The following is a 24,319-nucleotide window of genomic DNA, read 5'->3' as shown; positions in this document are numbered from 1 at the left end:
CAACCTTGCAATAACAAGATCGATAGTCCAAAGAACAAAACAATACCTTGATGCTTTTTCATTTAAATGGTTCAACAATCATGACTTAGCAGCCTCAATAAAGAAACGACCACCATTGGCAAATGCATTGTAAACATTAGAAAGTCGAGCACTACGCCCTGTGTTAATAACTGACCAATGGGTATAGGCTAGCTTATTTCCTTGTTTATCCTGAGAAGACATACTAATTCGCCCCGATCCTTCTTGATACTCATCTCCGTTCACACTAATATTGCCAGTATGATTAAACTGCCACTTATCCGTGCCCTGATTATCAACAGCAAGCCAAGTCTTATTCTCGACATCAATAAATACTTTATTATAACGATTTTTAACCCATACATATTTGCCGTTAGCACTGATAGCTTTGTCTTTATAGATAGCAGTTTGATTAGGGACTGACTTATCTTGCATAGTTGCAATGCCATAAAGTTTCTTATTGTCGGATTCTCTGTATACATTCACGCAACGATCTAATACAACAACACGCAGACCGTCATATATCACGGTCTGCGGTGATAAATCGATATCCACAGCCTCTTTCTTTTTCGTCGCCAGAGTATACTTAATATATCGACGCCCATTGGAGTAATACAGGTAACTGCTGTCTTCGGCCCAGACTAAAATGGGCAACCTCATTCCTTTTCCTAATATTATTGACTCTTGGGTTTTTAAATCAAATAACACTTTATAGAGACCATCGGCAGCATGATGAGCATAAGCTAAATAACGATTGTTTGGTGAACGGCGTAATGTTCCTATACTTGCTCCGATAAAATCGTCTGTGACTAAGCGTAAATCGGTCCCATCAAGCTTCATGCTCCAGATTTTTTCACGCTTTTCATAGGTATCATTTTTCATTTTTCGTGAATTGCCATTATCCCAGAAGAACTGCAAGCGAGGTTGGTCGTATGACGCTGCATTGTCCAAGTCTTCACGCGGCCATTCTCTAGCTTTATAAACATTGTACTGGGGCATACCCAACGGGTAACTTTCGTCATCATAGCTAATGTAGTTATGCTGGGTTACGTAATCTCGTTTTTCGGTAACAACTTCTGCGACAGGCTCAGGTTTAGCTTCTGCTTTATTTGCTACTGATGCAGGCTGACCACAACCTTGCAGTAACAATATTGACAACCCAAAGAGAAAAGCAAGGCCTTGGTGGTTTTTCATTTAAACAATTCCGTTGTTTGGTTTCTTATAAGCAATATGATCACCGTAATATTTAAATCACAACAAATCAGTAATTGCGATGTTTGCATGAATGGACATAGCTTCCTGTTTATCATGCAACTCAAAACCTGCGCAGTACCGTTTTAAATTAACGTTTTTGACTTCGGGTAACCAACCTGTAAAAACAATTTCTTTGCGATGTTTGTCAATAAACTCGGTTTCTCTTAAATAAACCTTTTGACTCCATTTATCATCAACACAACTTAATTCAAAATAGTCATCTGACTGGTCACAATGAAGGTCGATAATGTAGGTAAACCGAATAGACGGTGCAGGCGGGTTTAAATAAACACCAGCGGTATTAGTCCCCAACAACCCTTTCAATAACCCTACATTTTGGCCGTCGGGTAATGGGCTAGCAATTAGCTCTGAAACCAACGTATTGTCGGCGTCAAAATGTTGTGAGTCACTGTAAGCAGCTAACCCACTAAGATCGACTAAACGACTATCTCCTTCACTTTCTAATTTACTCAATTCAGATAAAGTTAATTGACGTTGGCTATACAGCATGTTGAGGTCAGTTTGCACTTCACCTTTAATTTTGTATGGCACCCAGATGTTTGATAACGGCACACCCGCTGGTTCACGTAATACTTTAAGTCCTCCTTTAAAGGGACTTTCAACTGTATCTAACTCGACAACTAAATGCTCTCCATCCTCTCGGTAACATTCAGCCGTTACTTTGTCTTCCGTTAAGCCAAAGATTCGAGCTGAACCAAATTCATCAAGAGCACCTTCAAACACCAGATCTCCGTTCTGATAGATAGCAAATTTGTCATCAGAACAAAGTCGACCATATCTATCTTCATCAAAAAAATTAATATTTACATGCCTTGTTTTTTTAACTGTTTCAGCCTGTCGATTTCGGTAATATTCTAATTCCACATCACAGAAATAGCCTTTTTGATCAACGCTTAACTCTCGCCACACTTTGTTTTTCCATAGGACATACATATATCCTGATTCGTATAGGCTTATTTTATTTTTGTCTTGATCATCACCTACATAATATTGCGGAAAAACAGGAACTAAAACATTATCCCACTCGGCCATTTCCATGCTTTTGTCAACAGGTTCTATATTGTCAACGAGCAGTAAAGTTAATGGCTCAGGACGGCCTTGAAGAGGTATCGCGAAATACAAGGTTTTGGGTTCTTTTTCCAATCCTTTAAAAACAGCTAAGCTACGATGTTCTGCTGTAATGTCTTGATGAGGTTTCGTTATTTTATAGTTTTGAAGATCTGTTTTACTTAATCGAAGAAAGGTTGGTTCACTACGCCCTTGCCCTGCTAACTCCACCACTATTTTATGTTCGGGCATAGGTTCGATTGGAACATATGTTGTCTGCGGAGCCAGGTATACATCGTCTTTTACTGCAGTGAAATTTGCTTTAACAACTTTGGGTTTGTCCGTGGCTTTAACTCTTTCGACATGCTGCTTTATCACTGGAAATGAGGCAAATTGGGATACTGTAATAGGTACAGTTCTTGGGTTCAATCCAAGGGCTATCCATTGACCACTTGACAATAGCCGCTGCATTATCGTTAGGATCTGTGGATCACTAGATTGCTCAAAGGAAGTACTTAATTGACTAGGCAATGGCCTGAGCACAGATTTAATATCGCGTACACGCGAGAGCTGGCTAATAACTTCACTAGGCAGCTGCAGGAACGCCAGCTCTTTATGGGTTAACTTGGAGCTGGGTATAAATTTATAGAGCGTTTGCATTGTATCTCCACAACCTAATGATTAAATAAGTTGCAGTGATTTAAGTTGATTAGACTTAGTAACGATTTGGTTTACAAGGAGTTTAAATAAATATAACGTGAAGAGCAATAGGTAAGGTAGAAATATTAACTATCGATGGTTAATATTTTTTGAAGGTTAGATGTGTTTTTGTTTTTAGTTCGTTAAAGCACTAACTTTCCCGTTTCAACTTCCCGTCGTCACCTTGAGATTATAAAGCGCTGCTTGTTCATCGTAGTTCGCCGTCGCGGCTTCAGTCGCCGTGATCACCGTATCACCAACACCAACCATCGTGACCAGTCCCTGACTATCAACCGTCGCCACACTTTCTAACGACGAGCTGTATGTGATAGTGCCACCATTACCCTCAGTCGCTTCGCGGGTTAAGCCCTCATCCATCGTTTTACTCACATCGCTGGTATCAAGTACTAAAGGTGTGCCTGTTCCCGTCGTCACCTTGAGGTTATAAAGCGCTGCTTGTTCATCGTAGTTCGCCGTCGCGGCTTCAGTCGCCGTGATCACCGTATCACCAACACCAACCATCGTGACCAGTCCCTGACTATCTACCGTCGCCACACTTTCTAACGACGAGCTGTATGTGATAGTGCCACCATTACCCTCAGTCGCTTCGCGGGTTAAGCCCTCATCCATCGTTTTACTCACATCGCTGGTATCAAGTACTAAAGGTGTGCCTGTTCCCGTCGTCACCTTGAGGTTATAAAGCGCTGCTTGTTCATCGTAGTTCGCCGTCGCGGCTTCAGTCGCCGTGATCACCGTATCACCAACACCAACCATCGTGACCAGTCCCTGACTATCTACCGTCGCCACACTTTCTAACGACGAGCTGTATGTGATAGTGCCACCATTACCCTCAGTCGCTTCGCGGGTTAAGCCCTCATCCATCGTTTTACTCACATCGCTGGTATCAAGTACTAAAGGTGTGCCTGTTCCCGTCGTCACCTTGAGGTTATAAAGCGCTGCTTGTTCATCGTAGTTCGCCGTCGCGGCTTCAGTCGCCGTGATCACCGTATCACCAACACCAACCATCGTGACCAGTCCCTGACTATCTACCGTCGCCACACTTTCTAACGACGAGCTGTATGTGATAGTGCCACCATTACCCTCAGTCGCTTCGCGGGTTAAGCCCTCATCCATCGTTTTACTCACATCGCTGGTATCAAGTACTAAAGGTGTGCCTGTTCCCGTCGTCACCTTGAGATTATAAAGCGCTGCTTGTTCATCGTAGTTCGCCGTCGCGGCTTCAGTCGCCGTGATCACCGTATCACCAACACCAACCATCGTGACCAGTCCCTGACTATCTACCGTCGCCACACTTTCTAACGACGAGCTGTATGTGATAGTGCCACCATTACCCTCAGTCGCTTCGCGGGTTAAGCCCTCATCCATCGTTTTACTCACATCGCTGGTATCAAGTACTAAAGGTGTGCCTGTTCCCGTCGTCACCTTGAGATTATAAAGCGCTGCTTGTTCATCGTAGTTCGCCGTCGCGGCTTCAGTCGCCGTGATCACCGTATCACCAACACCAACCATCGTGACCAGTCCCTGACTATCTACCGTCGCCACACTTTCTAACGACGAGCTGTATGTGATAGTGCCACCATTACCCTCAGTCGCTTCGCGGGTTAAGCCCTCATCCATCGTTTTACTCACATCGCTGGTATCAAGTACTAAAGGTGTGCCTGTTCCCGTCGTCACCTTGAGATTATAAAGCGCTGCTTGTTCATCGTAGTTCGCCGTCGCGGCTTCAGTCGCCGTGATCACCGTATCACCAACACCAACCATCGTGACCAGTCCCTGACTATCTACCGTCGCCACACTTTCTAACGACGAGCTGTATGTGATAGTGCCACCATTACCCTCAGTCGCTTCGCGGGTTAAGCCCTCATCCATCGTTTTACTCACATCGCTGGTATCAAGTACTAAAGGTGTGCCTGTTCCCGTCGTCACCTTGAGGTTATAAAGCGCTGCTTGTTCATCGTAGTTCGCCGTCGCGGCTTCAGTCGCCGTGATCACCGTATCACCAACACCAACCATCGTGACCAGTCCCTGACTATCTACCGTCGCCACACTTTCTAACGACGAGCTGTATGTGATAGTGCCACCATTACCCTCAGTCGCTTCGCGGGTTAAGCCCTCATCCATCGTTTTACTCACATCGCTGGTATCAAGTACTAAAGGTGTGCCTGTTCCCGTCGTCACCTTGAGATTATAAAGCGCTGCTTGTTCATCGTAGTTCGCCGTCGCGGCTTCAGTCGCCGTGATCACCGTATCACCAACACCAACCATCGTGACCAGTCCCTGACTATCTACCGTCGCCACACTTTCTAACGACGAGCTGTATGTGATAGTGCCACCATTACCCTCAGTCGCTTCGCGGGTTAAGCCCTCATCCATCGTTTTACTCACATCGCTGGTATCAAGTACTAAAGGTGTGCCTGTTCCCGTCGTCACCTTGAGGTTATAAAGCGCTGCTTGTTCATCGTAGTTCGCCGTCGCGGCTTCAGTCGCCGTGATCACCGTATCACCAACACCAACCATCGTGACCAGTCCCTGACTATCTACCGTCGCCACACTTTCTAACGACGAGCTGTATGTGATAGTGCCACCATTACCCTCAGTCGCTTCGCGGGTTAAGCCCTCATCCATCGTTTTACTCACATCGCTGGTATCAAGTACTAAAGGTGTGCCTGTTCCCGTCGTCACCTTGAGGTTATAAAGCGCTGCTTGTTGCTCGTAGTTCGCCGTCGCGGCTTCAGTCGCTATGATCACCGTATCACCAACACCAACCATCGTGACCAGTCCCTGACTATCTACCGTCGCCACACTTTCTAACGACGAGCTGTATGTGATAGTGCCACCATTACCCTCAGTCGCTTCGCGGGTTAAGCCCTCATCCATCGTTTTACTCACATCGCTGGTATCAAGTACTAAAGGTGTGCCTGTTCCCGTCGTCACCTTGAGATTATAAAGCGCTGCTTGTTCATCGTAGTTCGCCGTCGCGGCTTCAGTCGCCGTGATCACCGTATCACCAACACCAACCATCGTGACCAGTCCCTGACTATCAACCGTCGCCACACTTTCTAACGACGAGCTGTATGTGATAGTGCCACCATTACCCTCAGTCGCTTCGCGGGTTAAGCCCTCATCCATCGTTTTACTCACATCGCTGGTATCAAGTACTAAAGGTGTGCCTGTTCCCGTCGTCACCTTGAGATTATAAAGCGCTGCTTGTTCATCGTAGTTCGCCGTCGCGGCTTCAGTCGCCGTGATCACCGTATCACCAACACCAACCATCGTGACCAGTCCCTGACTATCTACCGTCGCCACACTTTCTAACGACGAGCTGTATGTGATAGTGCCACCATTACCCTCAGTCGCTTCGCGGGTTAAGCCCTCATCCATCGTTTTACTCACATCGCTGGTATCAAGTACTAAAGGTGTGCCTGTTCCCGTCGTCACCTTGAGATTATAAAGCGCTGCTTGTTCATCGTAGTTCGCCGTCGCGGCTTCAGTCGCCGTGATCACCGTATCACCAACACCAACCATCGTGACCAGTCCCTGACTATCTACCGTCGCCACACTTTCTAACGACGAGCTGTATGTGATAGTGCCACCATTACCCTCAGTCGCTTCGCGGGTTAAGCCCTCATCCATCGTTTTACTCACATCGCTGGTATCAAGTACTAAAGGTGTGCCTGTTCCCGTCGTCACCTTGAGATTATAAAGCGCTGCTTGTTCATCGTAGTTCGCCGTCGCGGCTTCAGTCGCCGTGATCACCGTATCACCAACACCAACCATCGTGACCAGTCCCTGACTATCTACCGTCGCCACACTTTCTAACGACGAGCTGTATGTGATAGTGCCACCATTACCCTCAGTCGCTTCGCGGGTTAAGCCCTCATCCATCGTTTTACTCACATCGCTGGTATCAAGTACTAAAGGTGTGCCTGTTCCCGTCGTCACCTTGAGGTTATAAAGCGCTGCTTGTTCATCGTAGTTCGCCGTCGCGGCTTCAGTCGCCGTGATCACCGTATCACCAACACCAACCATCGTGACCAGTCCCTGACTATCAACCGTCGCCACACTTTCTAACGACGAGCTGTATGTGATAGTGCCACCATTACCCTCAGTCGCTTCGCGGGTTAAGCCCTCATCCATCGTTTTACTCACATCGCTGGTATCAAGTACTAAAGGTGTGCCTGTTCCCGTCGTCACCTTGAGGTTATAAAGCGCTGCTTGTTCATCGTAGTTCGCCGTCGCGGCTTCAGTCGCCGTGATCACCGTATCACCAACACCAACCATCGTGACCAGTCCCTGACTATCTACCGTCGCCACACTTTCTAACGACGAGCTGTATGTGATAGTGCCACCATTACCCTCAGTCGCTTCGCGGGTTAAGCCCTCATCCATCGTTTTACTCACATCGCTGGTATCAAGTACTAAAGGTGTGCCTGTTCCCGTCGTCACCTTGAGGTTATAAAGCGCTGCTTGTTCATCGTAGTTCGCCGTCGCGGCTTCAGTCGCCGTGATCACCGTATCACCAACACCAACCATCGTGACCAGTCCCTGACTATCTACCGTCGCCACACTTTCTAACGACGAGCTGTATGTGATAGTGCCACCATTACCCTCAGTCGCTTCGCGGGTTAAGCCCTCATCCATCGTTTTACTCACATCGCTGGTATCAAGTACTAAAGGTGTGCCTGTTCCCGTCGTCACCTTGAGGTTATAAAGCGCTGCTTGTTCATCGTAGTTCGCCGTCGCGGCTTCAGTCGCCGTGATCACCGTATCACCAACACCAACCATCGTGACCAGTCCCTGACTATCTACCGTCGCCACACTTTCTAACGACGAGCTGTATGTGATAGTGCCACCATTACCCTCAGTCGCTTCGCGGGTTAAGCCCTCATCCATCGTTTTACTCACATCGCTGGTATCAAGTACTAAAGGTGTGCCTGTTCCCGTCGTCACCTTGAGGTTATAAAGCGCTGCTTGTTCATCGTAGTTCGCCGTCGCGGCTTCAGTCGCCGTGATCACCGTATCACCAACACCAACCATCGTGACCAGTCCCTGACTATCTACCGTCGCCACACTTTCTAACGACGAGCTGTATGTGATAGTGCCACCATTACCCTCAGTCGCTTCGCGGGTTAAGCCCTCATCCATCGTTTTACTCACATCGCTGGTATCAAGTACTAAAGGTGTGCCTGTTCCCGTCGTCACCTTGAGATTATAAAGCGCTGCTTGTTCATCGTAGTTCGCCGTCGCGGCTTCAGTCGCCATGATCACCGTATCACCAACACCAACCATCGTGACCAGTCCCTGACTATCTACCGTCGCCACACTTTCTAACGACGAGCTGTATGTGATAGTGCCACCATTACCCTCAGTCGCTTCGCGGGTTAAGCCCTCATCCATCGTTTTACTCACATCGCTGGTATCAAGTACTAAAGGTGTGCCTGTTCCCGTCGTCACCTTGAGATTATAAAGCGCTGCTTGTTCATCGTAGTTCGCCGTCGCGGCTTCAGTCGCCGTGATCACCGTATCACCAACACCAACCATCGTGACCAGTCCCTGACTATCTACCGTCGCCACACTTTCTAACGACGAGCTGTATGTGATAGTGCCACCATTACCCTCAGTCGCTTCGCGGGTTAAGCCCTCATCCATCGTTTTACTCACATCGCTGGTATCAAGTACTAAAGGTGTGCCTGTTCCCGTCGTCACCTTGAGGTTATAAAGCGCTGCTTGTTCATCGTAGTTCGCCGTCGCGGCTTCAGTCGCCGTGATCACCGTATCACCAACACCAACCATCGTGACCAGTCCCTGACTATCTACCGTCGCCACACTTTCTAACGACGAGCTGTATGTGATAGTGCCACCATTACCCTCAGTCGCTTCGCGGGTTAAGCCCTCATCCATCGTTTTACTCACATCGCTGGTATCAAGTACTAAAGGTGTGCCTGTTCCCGTCGTCACCTTGAGGTTATAAAGCGCTGCTTGTTCATCGTAGTTCGCCGTCGCGGCTTCAGTCGCCGTGATCACCGTATCACCAACACCAACCATCGTGACCAGTCCCTGACTATCTACCGTCGCCACACTTTCTAACGACGAGCTGTATGTGATAGTGCCACCATTACCCTCAGTCGCTTCGCGGGTTAAGCCCTCATCCATCGTTTTACTCACATCGCTGGTATCAAGTACTAAAGGTGTGCCTGTTCCCGTCGTCACCTTGAGATTATAAAGCGCTGCTTGTTCATCGTAGTTCGCCGTCGCGGCTTCAGTCGCCGTGATCACCGTATCACCAACACCAACCATCGTGACCAGTCCCTGACTATCTACCGTCGCCACACTTTCTAACGACGAGCTGTATGTGATAGTGCCACCATTACCCTCAGTCGCTTCGCGGGTTAAGCCCTCATCCATCGTTTTACTCACATCGCTGGTATCAAGTACTAAAGGTGTGCCTGTTCCCGTCGTCACCTTGAGATTATAAAGCGCTGCTTGTTCATCGTAGTTCGCCGTCGCGGCTTCAGTCGCCGTGATCACCGTATCACCAACACCAACCATCGTGACCAGTCCCTGACTATCTACCGTCGCCACACTTTCTAACGACGAGCTGTATGTGATAGTGCCACCATTACCCTCAGTCGCTTCGCGGGTTAAGCCCTCATCCATCGTTTTACTCACATCGCTGGTATCAAGTACTAAAGGTGTGCCTGTTCCCGTCGTCACCTTGAGGTTATAAAGCGCTGCTTGTTCATCGTAGTTCGCCGTCGCGGCTTCAGTCGCCGTGATCACCGTATCACCAACACCAACCATCGTGACCAGTCCCTGACTATCTACCGTCGCCACACTTTCTAACGACGAGCTGTATGTGATAGTGCCACCATTACCCTCAGTCGCTTCGCGGGTTAAGCCCTCATCCATCGTTTTACTCACATCGCTGGTATCAAGTACTAAAGGTGTGCCTGTTCCCGTCGTCACCTTGAGGTTATAAAGCGCTGCTTGTTCATCGTAGTTCGCCGTCGCGGCTTCAGTCGCCGTGATCACCGTATCACCAACACCAACCATCGTGACCAGTCCCTGACTATCTACCGTCGCCACACTTTCTAACGACGAGCTGTATGTGATAGTGCCACCATTACCCTCAGTCGCTTCGCGGGTTAAGCCCTCATCCATCGTTTTACTCACATCGCTGGTATCAAGTACTAAAGGTGTGCCTGTTCCCGTCGTCACCTTGAGGTTATAAAGCGCTGCTTGTTCATCGTAGTTCGCCGTCGCGGCTTCAGTCGCCGTGATCACCGTATCACCAACACCAACCATCGTGACCAGTCCCTGACTATCTACCGTCGCCACACTTTCTAACGACGAGCTGTATGTGATAGTGCCACCATTACCCTCAGTCGCTTCGCGGGTTAAGCCCTCATCCATCGTTTTACTCACATCGCTGGTATCAAGTACTAAAGGTGTGCCTGTTCCCGTCGTCACCTTGAGATTATAAAGCGCTGCTTGTTCATCGTAGTTCGCCGTCGCGGCTTCAGTCGCCATGATCACCGTATCACCAACACCAACCATCGTGACCAGTCCCTGACTATCTACCGTCGCCACACTTTCTAACGACGAGCTGTATGTGATAGTGCCACCATTACCCTCAGTCGCTTCGCGGGTTAAGCCCTCATCCATCGTTTTACTCACATCGCTGGTATCAAGTACTAAAGGTGTGCCTGTTCCCGTCGTCACCTTGAGATTATAAAGCGCTGCTTGTTCATCGTAGTTCGCCGTCGCGGCTTCAGTCGCCGTGATCACCGTATCACCAACACCAACCATCGTGACCAGTCCCTGACTATCTACCGTCGCCACACTTTCTAACGACGAGCTGTATGTGATAGTGCCACCATTACCCTCAGTCGCTTCGCGGGTTAAGCCCTCATCCATCGTTTTACTCACATCGCTGGTATCAAGTACTAAAGGTGTGCCTGTTCCCGTCGTCACCTTGAGGTTATAAAGCGCTGCTTGTTCATCGTAGTTCGCCGTCGCGGCTTCAGTCGCCGTGATCACCGTATCACCAACACCAACCATCGTGACCAGTCCCTGACTATCTACCGTCGCCACACTTTCTAACGACGAGCTGTATGTGATAGTGCCACCATTACCCTCAGTCGCTTCGCGGGTTAAGCCCTCATCCATCGTTTTACTCACATCGCTGGTATCAAGTACTAAAGGTGTGCCTGTTCCCGTCGTCACCTTGAGGTTATAAAGCGCTGCTTGTTCATCGTAGTTCGCCGTCGCGGCTTCAGTCGCCGTGATCACCGTATCACCAACACCAACCATCGTGACCAGTCCCTGACTATCTACCGTCGCCACACTTTCTAACGACGAGCTGTATGTGATAGTGCCACCATTACCCTCAGTCGCTTCGCGGGTTAAGCCCTCATCCATCGTTTTACTCACATCGCTGGTATCAAGTACTAAAGGTGTGCCTGTTCCCGTCGTCACCTTGAGATTATAAAGCGCTGCTTGTTCATCGTAGTTCGCCGTCGCGGCTTCAGTCGCCGTGATCACCGTATCACCAACACCAACCATCGTGACCAGTCCCTGACTATCTACCGTCGCCACACTTTCTAACGACGAGCTGTATGTGATAGTGCCACCATTACCCTCAGTCGCTTCGCGGGTTAAGCCCTCATCCATCGTTTTACTCACATCGCTGGTATCAAGTACTAAAGGTGTGCCTGTTCCCGTCGTCACCTTGAGATTATAAAGCGCTGCTTGTTCATCGTAGTTCGCCGTCGCGGCTTCAGTCGCCGTGATCACCGTATCACCAACACCAACCATCGTGACCAGTCCCTGACTATCTACCGTCGCCACACTTTCTAACGACGAGCTGTATGTGATAGTGCCACCATTACCCTCAGTCGCTTCGCGGGTTAAGCCCTCATCCATCGTTTTACTCACATCGCTGGTATCAAGTACTAAAGGTGTGCCTGTTCCCGTCGTCACCTTGAGGTTATAAAGCGCTGCTTGTTCATCGTAGTTCGCCGTCGCGGCTTCAGTCGCCGTGATCACCGTATCACCAACACCAACCATCGTGACCAGTCCCTGACTATCTACCGTCGCCACACTTTCTAACGACGAGCTGTATGTGATAGTGCCACCATTACCCTCAGTCGCTTCGCGGGTTAAGCCCTCATCCATCGTTTTACTCACATCGCTGGTATCAAGTACTAAAGGTGTGCCTGTTCCCGTCGTCACCTTGAGGTTATAAAGCGCTGCTTGTTCATCGTAGTTCGCCGTCGCGGCTTCAGTCGCCGTGATCACCGTATCACCAACACCAACCATCGTGACCAGTCCCTGACTATCTACCGTCGCCACACTTTCTAACGACGAGCTGTATGTGATAGTGCCACCATTACCCTCAGTCGCTTCGCGGGTTAAGCCCTCATCCATCGTTTTACTCACATCGCTGGTATCAAGTACTAAAGGTGTGCCTGTTCCCGTCGTCACCTTGAGGTTATAAAGCGCTGCTTGTTCATCGTAGTTCGCCGTCGCGGCTTCAGTCGCCGTGATCACCGTATCACCAACACCAACCATCGTGACCAGTCCCTGACTATCTACCGTCGCCACACTTTCTAACGACGAGCTGTATGTGATAGTGCCACCATTACCCTCAGTCGCTTCGCGGGTTAAGCCCTCATCCATCGTTTTACTCACATCGCTGGTATCAAGTACTAAAGGTGTGCCTGTTCCCGTCGTCACCTTGAGATTATAAAGCGCTGCTTGTTCATCGTAGTTCGCCGTCGCGGCTTCAGTCGCCATGATCACCGTATCACCAACACCAACCATCGTGACCAGTCCCTGACTATCTACCGTCGCCACACTTTCTAACGACGAGCTGTATGTGATAGTGCCACCATTACCCTCAGTCGCTTCGCGGGTTAAGCCCTCATCCATCGTTTTACTCACATCGCTGGTATCAAGTACTAAAGGTGTGCCTGTTCCCGTCGTCACCTTGAGATTATAAAGCGCTGCTTGTTCATCGTAGTTCGCCGTCGCGGCTTCAGTCGCCGTGATCACCGTATCACCAACACCAACCATCGTGACCAGTCCCTGACTATCTACCGTCGCCACACTTTCTAACGACGAGCTGTATGTGATAGTGCCACCATTACCCTCAGTCGCTTCGCGGGTTAAGCCCTCATCCATCGTTTTACTCACATCGCTGGTATCAAGTACTAAAGGTGTGCCTGTTCCCGTCGTCACCTTGAGATTATAAAGCGCTGCTTGTTCATCGTAGTTCGCCGTCGCGGCTTCAGTCGCCGTGATCACCGTATCACCAACACCAACCATCGTGACCAGTCCCTGACTATCTACCGTCGCCACACTTTCTAACGACGAGCTGTATGTGATAGTGCCACCATTACCCTCAGTCGCTTCGCGGGTTAAGCCCTCATCCATCGTTTTACTCACATCGCTGGTATCAAGTACTAAAGGTGTGCCTGTTCCCGTCGTCACCTTGAGGTTATAAAGCGCTGCTTGTTCATCGTAGTTCGCCGTCGCGGCTTCAGTCGCCGTGATCACCGTATCACCAACACCAACCATCGTGACCAGTCCCTGACTATCTACCGTCGCCACACTTTCTAACGACGAGCTGTATGTGATAGTGCCACCATTACCCTCAGTCGCTTCGCGGGTTAAGCCCTCATCCATCGTTTTACTCACATCGCTGGTATCAAGTACTAAAGGTGTGCCTGTTCCCGTCGTCACCTTGAGATTATAAAGCGCTGCTTGTTCATCGTAGTTCGCCGTCGCGGCTTCAGTCGCCGTGATCACCGTATCACCAACACCAACCATCGTGACCAGTCCCTGACTATCTACCGTCGCCACACTTTCTAACGACGAGCTGTATGTGATAGTGCCACCATTACCCTCAGTCGCTTCGCGGGTTAAGCCCTCATCCATCGTTTTACTCACATCGCTGGTATCAAGTACTAAAGGTGTGCCTGTTCCCGTCGTCACCTTGAGATTATAAAGCGCTGCTTGTTCATCGTAGTTCGCCGTCGCGGCTTCAGTCGCCGTGATCACCGTATCACCAACACCAACCATCGTGACCAGTCCCTGACTATCTACCGTCGCCACACTTTCTAACGACGAGCTGTATGTGATAGTGCCACCATTACCCTCAGTCGCTTCGCGGGTTAAGCCCTCATCCATCGTTTTACTCACATCGCTGGTATCAAGTACTAAAGGTGTGCCTGTTCCCGTCGTCACCTTGAGATTATAAAGCGCTGCTTGTTCATCGTAGTTCGCCGTCGCGGCTTCAGTCGCCGTGATCACCGTATCACCAACACCAACCATCGTGACCAGTCCCTGACTATCTACCGTCGCCACACTTTCTAACGACGAGCTGTATGTGATAGTGCCACCATTACCCTCAGTCGCTTCGCGGGTTAAGCCCTCATCCATCGTTTTACTCACATCGCTGGTATCAAGTACTAAAGGTGTGCCTGTTCCCGTCGTCACCTTGAGGTTATAAAGCGCTGCTTGTTCATCGTAGTTCGCCGTCGCGGCTTCAGTCGCCGTGATCACCGTATCACCAACACCAACCATCGTGACCAGTCCCTGACTATCTACCGTCGCCACACTTTCTAACGACGAGCTGTATGTGATAGTGCCACCATTACCCTCAGTCGCTTCGCGGGTTAAGCCCTCATCCATCGTTTTACTCACATCGCTGGTATCAAGTACTAAAGGTGTGCCTGTTCCCGTCGTCACCTTGAGATTATAAAGCGCTGCTTGTTCATCGTAGTTCGCCGTCGCGGCTTCAGTCGCCGTGATCACCGTATCACCAACACCAACCATCGTGACCAGTCCCTGACTATCTACCGTCGCCACACTTTCTAACGACGAGCTGTATGTGATAGTGCCACCATTACCCTCAGTCGCTTCGCGGGTTAAGCCCTCATCCATCGTTTTACTCACATCGCTGGTATCAAGTACTAAAGGTGTGCCTGTTCCCGTCGTCACCTTGAGATTATAAAGCGCTGCTTGTTCATCGTAGTTCGCCGTCGCGGCTTCAGTCGCCGTGATCACCGTATCACCAACACCAACCATCGTGACCAGTCCCTGACTATCTACCGTCGCCACACTTTCTAACGACGAGCTGTATGTGATAGTGCCACCATTACCCTCAGTCGCTTCGCGGGTTAAGCCCTCATCCATCGTTTTACTCACATCGCTGGTATCAAGTACTAAAGGTGTGCCTGTTCCCGTCGTCACCTTGAGGTTATAAAGCGCTGCTTGTTCATCGTAGTTCGCCGTCGCGGCTTCAGTCGCCGTGATCACCGTATCACCAACACCAACCATCGTGACCAGTCCCTGACTATCAACCGTCGCCACACTTTCTAACGACGAGCTGTATGTGATAGTGCCACCATTACCCTCAGTCGCTTCGCGGGTTAAGCCCTCATCCATCGTTTTACTCACATCGCTGGTATCAAGTACTAAAGGTGTGCCTGTTCCCGTCGTCACCTTGAGGTTATAAAGCGCTGCTTGTTCATCGTAGTTCGCCGTCGCGGCTTCAGTCGCCGTGATCACCGTATCACCAACACCAACCATCGTGACCAGTCCCTGACTATCAACCGTCGCCACACTTTCTAACGACGAGCTGTATGTGATAGTGCCACCATTACCCTCAGTCGCTTCGCGGGTTAAGCCCTCATCCATCGTTTTACTCACATCGCTGGTATCAAGTACTAAAGGTGTGCCTGTTCCCGTCGTCACCTTGAGATTATAAAGCGCTGCTTGTTCATCGTAGTTCGCCGTCGCGGCTTCAGTCGCCGTGATCACCGTATCACCAACACCAACCATCGTGACCAGTCCCTGACTATCTACCGTCGCCACACTTTCTAACGACGAGCTGTATGTGATAGTGCCACCATTACCCTCAGTCGCTTCGCGGGTTAAGCCCTCATCCATCGTTTTACTCACATCGCTGGTATCAAGTACTAAAGGTGTGCCTGTTCCCGTCGTCACCTTCAGTTTATAGGACGCTTTTTGAGCAAAAAAATCACCGCCTTGCTCTTCAGTCGCCGTGATCACCGTATCACCAACACCAACCATCGTGACCAGTCCCTGACTATCTACCGTCGCCACACTTTCTAACGACGAACTGTATGTGATAGTGCCGCCATTACCTCCCTCTACTGCTCGTGAAAAACTTTCATCCATAGTTATCTTTACATTACCACCAAAGACTAAAGGCTCACCGACTAATTCAAGTACTGCCTCAGTATCTTTAGAAAAGCTTTCTTTACCTTGCTTTTGCGTTCCCGTTAAGGCTACTGGAGTTACTGAAAATCTGATTTTTTTATCGTGATCTAATATTGTCAGCCTATAGGTTAAGTCCGTTGCTTTGTCTATTGCTTCACCATCGGCGTACCACTGATAGATAGATGCCGAGGTATCTTTCTTATCACCATCTACATCCGAATATTCATAAGCACCCGTCAGTTCATCACCCACTGTTGGTGATGTGGTTTCTTCTGCAAGCTTAATCTCGACATTGCTGGCAACTGGTGCGGACCCTTCAATATTAATGACAATCTGCTCTCCCAAGCCAGCTATACCAATGTCGTTAACAAAAGAACCATCATTAACTTTAATCGTAATAACATCATCAACACCCGATGTTATCGTATAATTAGCTGTCCATTTACGCCTGCTGTCAGAGTCCATAGTTAAGTCACTGACTAAGCCAACTTCACCAGAAATAGGTGAAGCGAGTTTGATATCTGAGATATCAAAATCGAAAATATCTTCCGAAAAGTCGAATGCTAATGTAGCTCTTTTAATAGCATCTTCACCTTCCACACCAACCAGTGTGATGTCAGTTTTTCCATCTGCGGTTAGCGTTAACTCAGGGACGTCAAATGCCTTAATATCGACGTTTAGATTCGGTGTTGTAGTCACCCTATCAGCAAAGTCTGTAGCCGTTATCGTCAAATCGTATTCGCCAGGTAAAACTCTAAATACAAAGGTATATTGGTCTGTGTCTGGTTCGACTATCTTCTCAACAGGAGTAAAACTAGTGCCATCTCGATTCAGTGTAGCGCCGACCAAGTCATGATCTAAATGCACATCACTGATATTCGCTTTAACAATAAATTTATATCGACCTTCTGAATCGAGTGCTACACGCTCTACATTAGTCTGTATTGAGCTAATCTCAGGAGGATATCTATCAATAATAACGCCAGCATATTCTAATTTTTGTTCATTATTTTCATTCAGATAAAAACTTGATATTTCTCTGCCCATACTATCAATAACACTAAGCGTTAATCTGTATAAGCCTTGTTCAGATGACGCCAAATTTAACAGGCTATTTACTGTCGTATCCGTTCCATTTATGCCCCCTGTTTTAGACGCTATAATATTTTCAAGGTCATCCTCAAGCGCTAATGATATCGTATAGCTAACAGCTTGAACTTTAGAGCCTGGGTTAGTCGCATTAAGCGTGAATGGTTGCGCATCTTTGTCTAACAACAATCTATCTCTTACCAATTTAGTTTTAGGTAAAGTTAGAGCTACCTGTGGTTTGGTTAATACAACCTTGACCTTTCCAGTCGCTTGTAATCCAACCTTATTTGTTGCCGTTATATTGACTAAAATATCTGACTTGTTATCTAATTTGTCAAAGGGAATTTCCATGACTAAATAACGGTCTGAATCTGATGTTTTCTCTACAACAACATTCTCATTGCCAATATTAGAACTATAACGAACCTTAGCTATTTGGCTTTTCTCATCTTGAATATCAAACCTAATGAGTACATCATTTCCGACTCTAGTGATAGACGTAGGCTCGGCAGCAATGACAGGTTTATCTTTATCAATGTTAAGGGTTATACCGTTTTCCCCATTACTACCAGCATTTTCCCAATAATCAAAAACAGTTACCTTTAGATTAAGTCTATTAGCGCTATCAAGTTCGGGGATTTTCGCTTTAAAAGAGCTGCATAGCCACTCGTCACCGTCATTACACTTGACAAATTTAGTAAACGTACCATTGCTTGTACCCTCTTTCTTTAATGAGAGTTCAGTATCATTTAGCGAGACGACTACATCATATAATCCAGATTCCTCTCCTAACTTAGTCCTATAGTTAAATTTTATGGTTCCTTCCGGTATCCACTGCTCATCGGCAAGGTCATCAATCTTAACCTGCGGATCAACACCTGGTACAATTAATGTTATATTACTGTTCTCACCAGCAATTATATTACCTACATTATCCTTGACCCCATCTAGTTTGACAGTTTGGGTGGGGCTAGCACTATTGATTATGTTTACATAATCTTGGGTAAAGAAATAAGTAACTTTATTATCTCCGTCGTAAGCAGGGTCTCCTGTAGGAACCAAGCCTCCATGGTTATTATAAGTCCTCAATGTTGGTGTTTTAGCTTTGTCGATACCAGACAGGCCATCTTCAACCTTAATACCAAGCGTTAGTTTTTTAACCTCAGCCGTAACGTCAAAGAAAACATTCTCAGTCAGTAATTTAATTTCTCTATCCAGAATAACTGGCGCAGTAACATCTATCATTTTAAACGAAAATTTCTGGGTAACCTTAGCCTCATTGTCGCCCTCTGTTCTAGTGATAAGAACTAAATTTTTGGATAAATCCTTAGGTAAATCCTCAGTAAAGTTGCTGAAATTACAAATAGGCGAGTTTATACCTTCATAACTCACATAAGGGGCTATAGTGTCTTCGGGGGCTTCGTCAGATTTCCAGTCTTCTCTAATCCAACACTCAAGTTTCTTTAAACCAGATGTGTCATCTGTTGAAAATTCTACCGTTAAACTCTTACCCGCCTTATGATTCGCGAAGTCTTCCGGTGCTACTAATGTAAGCTCGTGACCACCACGTTTTACACTGATATTGACTTGAATTGTCCCCGGTACATTGCCATCATCTTGGTCCGTTATTGCACTATTATACATTTTGATATCAATGCTATAATCGCCGTCAGTTGTTAAATCTAAAGTACTGGCCCAACTTGTTGAGCCAACATTCTGGTGAAATCGGAAGCTGCTACCCTCACTTTCACCTGAACGCTTAACTAGTGCTGTGATATCCGAGACGCCACTGGCAGAAGAAACGTCTTTCAAAGTAAGTGATAATGGACCAGCTTTACTAACGACCGTGCCAGGCTTTAATTCGTTTCCACCTTGATGAATGATAAGGTTTCCGGTTGGCGGCTGCGAATCGACCTTAATCTTGAAGTTTTCTGTGCTTAAATTACCTCGAATATCTTGCGCTTCAATTCTAAGGTTAAAGTTCTTATAAAACTGCGTTTTTATTGACTCTTCTATTCCGATAGAAACTCCATCTCCACTTATATCGCTTTCGGATGCCCAATATTTGATAGATTCTTTGTCAATAGAATCATCATTTAAATCTTTAATGTTAAAACCAAAAGAGTAGCCTGGTACGTAATACTTATCTTTTTGATAATTCTTTAAGGTAATCGTAGGGCCTTGTATATCATATATAAATACAGGAACAGCTGTATCACTACTAAAGCCATGCTCATCTTTAGCACGAACAACTAAATTAATACGATTATTACCTTCATTTATTTCAATCTTTGCCGAATCTGTATCGCTAACATAGAAAGTCTTATTATCAGCGCTTTTTTCCTCAATAATTTTTTTAAGATCACCATTATCTAATTTCTGCCACAAACTGATTTCACCGAGCTCTGAATCATCGGTGATCTTCAATATATGAACAGAAAAATTACGGCCAACAATAGGCATCACGTCAGGAGTGAGATCCTGTCCACCACTAGGCTCAGCAACAACAGCAGGATTTTCAAGCGTAACAACAGGGCCTTCTTTATCTACTTTAAAGAATCTTTTACCCTGTCCTTCATTTGCTGGAAATGCGCTATCCTTGGCTGAAATATCAAATTTCAGTATTTCTCCATGCGTTAATTTCTCAGGATTTAACTCAACTAGGGTGCTACCTTCTTTTACAATCAGACAAGCAATTTCATCTGGACTCTTGACATCACAAGTACCTAATTCATGACGGCCAAAATTCTGGCTAGACAATTTCATTGATATCGGACCGGGTTCTGAACGATGTGTTTCATTGCCATATGTAATAAAACTGGTAACATTCCAATTTTTATTAGCACCAATCACGTCTGGATTTTCAACTGTGTTTGATTCAACGTGAGGCGCTGTTGAATCAATATATACATAAAATTTTTGTACCGCTGGATCACCAAATGAAATAACATTACCAAGTTTATCTTCGCTTGCTATTTGTAACTCCCATTTCCCATCCTCTAAATAGTGCCTATTTGTTTCTCCGTCTGCACACGCCTTACCACACAATACTATTGAAAATTCATTACCATCAGTTATCATTTCAGAGTATTCAATTGTTTTAGAAACGCCCAAACTTTTAGGAAGTTGAGTGAATTTAACCTGACGTTTTCCCTCTTTCTCACCGACGATATCCAAAATAGCAAAACTTAATTTTTGTTGATCTTTACCGACAGCAAGGCTTATGTATGTTTTTTCATGATCTACATCTGCATCTTCACCTTCATCAGCGACATTCTGGTTTGTATGGGTATAAGAAGGCGGGCTGTTATCTACAATGAAGCTTGTGATATGTGGCGTTGAATCATCGTAAGAATTTCCGACTGTGTCTGATACACTAACTAACATATCCATTCGTTTAATTGTAGGATAATCTTCTGACACAGAGTTAAATTCAAATTCATACGATTTTTTATACGCGGTACTCTCAACATCTTTAAGAACGATCGATTCTAACGGATTAGTCGCCTCTGATGCATCATCACCCCATAAAAATTCAAATTTAGGTGCAGGTGAATCAGATATACCTGATGGATCAGAGATAGTAACAACAACTGAAATCTTATCTTTTATATACCAACTTTTTGGGTTAGGATTTTTTGAATCGGGATTATAAAAATTGTCTTCGTTGCCAATAACGACTGTAACTTCAGGCGGATTTTTATCAATAGATGCACCGTGATCATCGCCGAATAATGCTTTATCACCTAATAGAGGATTTGCCGTTGAAAGCGTATTTGCATAACGCATAACAACATAATCAGGAATGTTTTCGAAATTGTTACGCACAAAGTCATAATAAAATTGAGCTAACACAGTTCGATAGGTTTCTGGGGTCAGGTCCTTATTACCATATTTTATTTGCGCATCGGCACTGTCTTTACCATCAATAGTACCACTTGCAAAATCGGCATAAAATGCCTTAGCCAACACAGTACTATCAATTCCCTGATCTTTTGACATCTTACCTAAAGCTTCAACAATAAAGCGATGTTGGTATGAATTAGATAACGTATGAACAACCGCTGCCTTACCTAATTTATCTAAGTCTTCATTGGTTGCATAACTTGTAGTTATGGGATTAAAATTAAAAAATGATTTTCCCTTTAAAAAGATATCATTTACCTTATTTAATATATCGTTAGCACGTTCTTGTACATTTACTTTATCATCACCTGCCCACAAAGAATCAAAGAACCCAGATTGAAATACTGAAAGTTCTGACAGGTAAATATCTTTGGAGCCGTTTACATAGACATAGCCGGTAATCGGATAATTTGTATAATTTTTATCGGGATTCAAGTTAACAGTTGTTTCTTTATTTATACTCCACTGGTGAAATTCAACGCTATCACCAGACAATGATATTTTATGAACCTCACCTACATACGGCGTTGACATGGAACAACTGGCTAAATCTAGGGCCCGCTCATCCGCACCAGCCCTTAATTTTTCAGGCTTTAAATCACAACTCGCTACGTGTTCATACGTTCCTTTTTCGTTAAATCTAAATAGGCTTGCCTCCGCATCAAGAAAGGGAGCCATAACCTTAACAACAGGCAGTTCAAATGTACTTTTAAACGCATACTTATATACGTCAGAACTGTTACCAGATTTATTACTAACAGTGACCTCAATACTTTGCGTATCGCCTTTTGTTGCATCTTCAAACTTAGGACCAAATATATCCCTCGTAAATGGGATGTAATAAATAAGGTCGCGAACTTTCCCAAACTCAATGTTCTCCACATCTATTTGTTGATGTGGGATAACATGAGGATTATCTTTAGTGGAAATTGTGTTGGCTAGGTTACCCTTGATCTTATACTCAACTTTTAATGTCAATTTTTCAGCAGATGACCCCGTATTTTCAGTTAGCGTATCACCTACCTTAAATTGGATGTAAGGTATACCATTATCTTTCAATATCTTAACGTTAAAATTTTCAAAATTAACACTTTCACTATCCGGTATGGCACTTAAGCCATTCTTGGCATATTTAAAATCAATTTTAAGGGCTTTTTTTTCACCATCATGAGTAAAACTATCTTCAGCAAGATAGCCTTCTTCTTCCTGCGCAGTACCAGTTGAATAATTAATAAATTTTATCTTCGTATCAGAAAAACTGGGTAAATACGTAGGTATTCCGGTATCAGTATATACCACATGAATTGATGGTTTTTTATTATGATTCTCGTCTTCAGCCTCGACTTTCAATATCAATGATCCTTTATCTTTAAAGTCGACATCATCTATAGCTTGGCTGAAATTACAAACCCCTGGCTCTATAAGACTTTTATCGCACGGTAATGTTTTAGGATCATCCCCACCTATCGTTAATCTAAGGCTAGATAAAAGACTTATATTGTTTTTAACCGTGCCGACTAACTTATATAAACTATTATCAGCGTTCGGATTATAAACGAGCGGAGACTTTTCCTCATCGATATTGATGCTAGGCCCTACATTATCCCATTTAAACTCGATTGATTGATCACGGTCTTCCAAATCAAATACGTCTGAAACTTCGAATCTGACTCTCGCTTTTTTTGCATCGAAAAGGTCGAGTAACGCAGTGTCAACTTTAACAAAAGCAGCCCATGCTTGCTGACCAATAACAAATGATGAATCAAATTGGCAACGTTCTTCGTTATAATTACAATATGAAATTTCTTGCCATTGACCATCTGAATCTTCATATTCAAATATAGGATCTATTGTTTTTATGCCTATATAATCAGCCACATTGAAGTAAATATTATCTTTCAATGATAAAATATTATTCAGACAAGCTTCGCCTTCATCTCTACATGACTGCGTAACGACAGGCGCATCTTCATTAATAGGGTAATCACTAGCACCAGTAAATATATCGCTTTCGGGTTTGTTTAATCGCTCTGAAAAATCACTAAACTGATCAGCTGAAACACCCGATTTATTTATCTTAGGATCATTGACCACCCTTAGCATATGCTGGGCTAAATGATTGGTGTATATCCTCACACTAATTGGTTGAATACCAAATGATATTTTTTTTACAAAGCCGTTTTTATCAGTAATTTTACCATTTAACGTTCCATCAGCTCTGATATCCTGATACTGGATGTCAGATAAGTTATATGAGGTATAGACTGTTTCTTCTTTTAACTGAGATTCATTCAATTTTTCATAGGCATATGAAGAGTATGCAGTAAGCAATGCACCATATTCATGCCCTTCTGAAATTCCCCCACTTGACCCTTCAGAAGTAAGATCCAATGGCTTAGTAGTAAAAACATTAAAACCGTATATATTCAAAAGCTGAGTGTTTGTATTATCAATCGCGACACTGGGATCGACACCATTCGATCTAATCAAATATTCAGTCAATCCCGCACCAAAATTAGTCAGCGGGGTAATCATAGCGTCATGATTGTTACCTTCGGAATAATTGATGTATGTAATTAATGTGAGTAGTCCGCCTGTACTTGACTTCTCAACTATTTTCCCTGAATAAGGGTCTAAATACCCACCACCTTGAGACTCGATATACAATGGCATAGGCCCTGACTGTATTTCTAAACTGTATTGACCTTTCTGATTAGTTTTAGTTGAAGCTAATAATTTACCCACCCGACCGTTTTTAAACTCGTAAGCGCTTACTGTTGAATTTGATATTGCTGCATCAAATACAACGCCAGTAATATGGCCAACTTTACGCGTAGCAGGCTTCGATGAAGAATCCCCACCTCCACCACCACAACTAACCAGAAAAAAAAGCAATAAAACAATGGATAAAATACTTCGAGGTGTCATAAGATGGTGTCTTTTAAATGATTGAAAAATAAATATAAATCATTATATTCATTCATAAAATCAAACGCAAAAAGTCAAAATACCT

3 protein-coding genes are annotated in these 24,319 nt (G+C 45.4%); all 3 read right to left on the bottom strand.

The window, feature by feature from the left end; all coding sequences use genetic code 11:
- Nucleotides 1–78 precede the first annotated feature (78 nt).
- On the bottom strand, nt 79–1,212 hold the full coding sequence (locus tag HWV01_RS07565) for a hypothetical protein (protein WP_211674794.1): 1,134 nt from the start codon (nt 1,210–1,212) through the stop codon (nt 79–81).
- 57 nt (nt 1,213–1,269) lie between these two features.
- Entirely contained in the window at nt 1,270–3,000 is a 1,731-nt protein-coding gene (locus HWV01_RS07560) for a hypothetical protein (protein WP_211674793.1), read from the bottom strand.
- 204 nt (nt 3,001–3,204) lie between these two features.
- Nucleotides 3,205–24,234, bottom strand: a complete 21,030-nt coding sequence (locus HWV01_RS07555) for an Ig-like domain-containing protein (protein WP_211674792.1) — start codon at nt 24,232–24,234, stop codon at nt 3,205–3,207.
- Nucleotides 24,235–24,319: the final 85 nt, after the last annotated feature.

This window comes from Moritella sp. 5 (assembly GCF_018219455.1).
Taxonomy (GTDB): Bacteria; Pseudomonadota; Gammaproteobacteria; order Enterobacterales; family Moritellaceae; genus Moritella.
The sequence above is the reverse complement of the archived record's forward strand: the minus strand, read 5'-3'. Positions and strand labels throughout refer to the sequence as shown.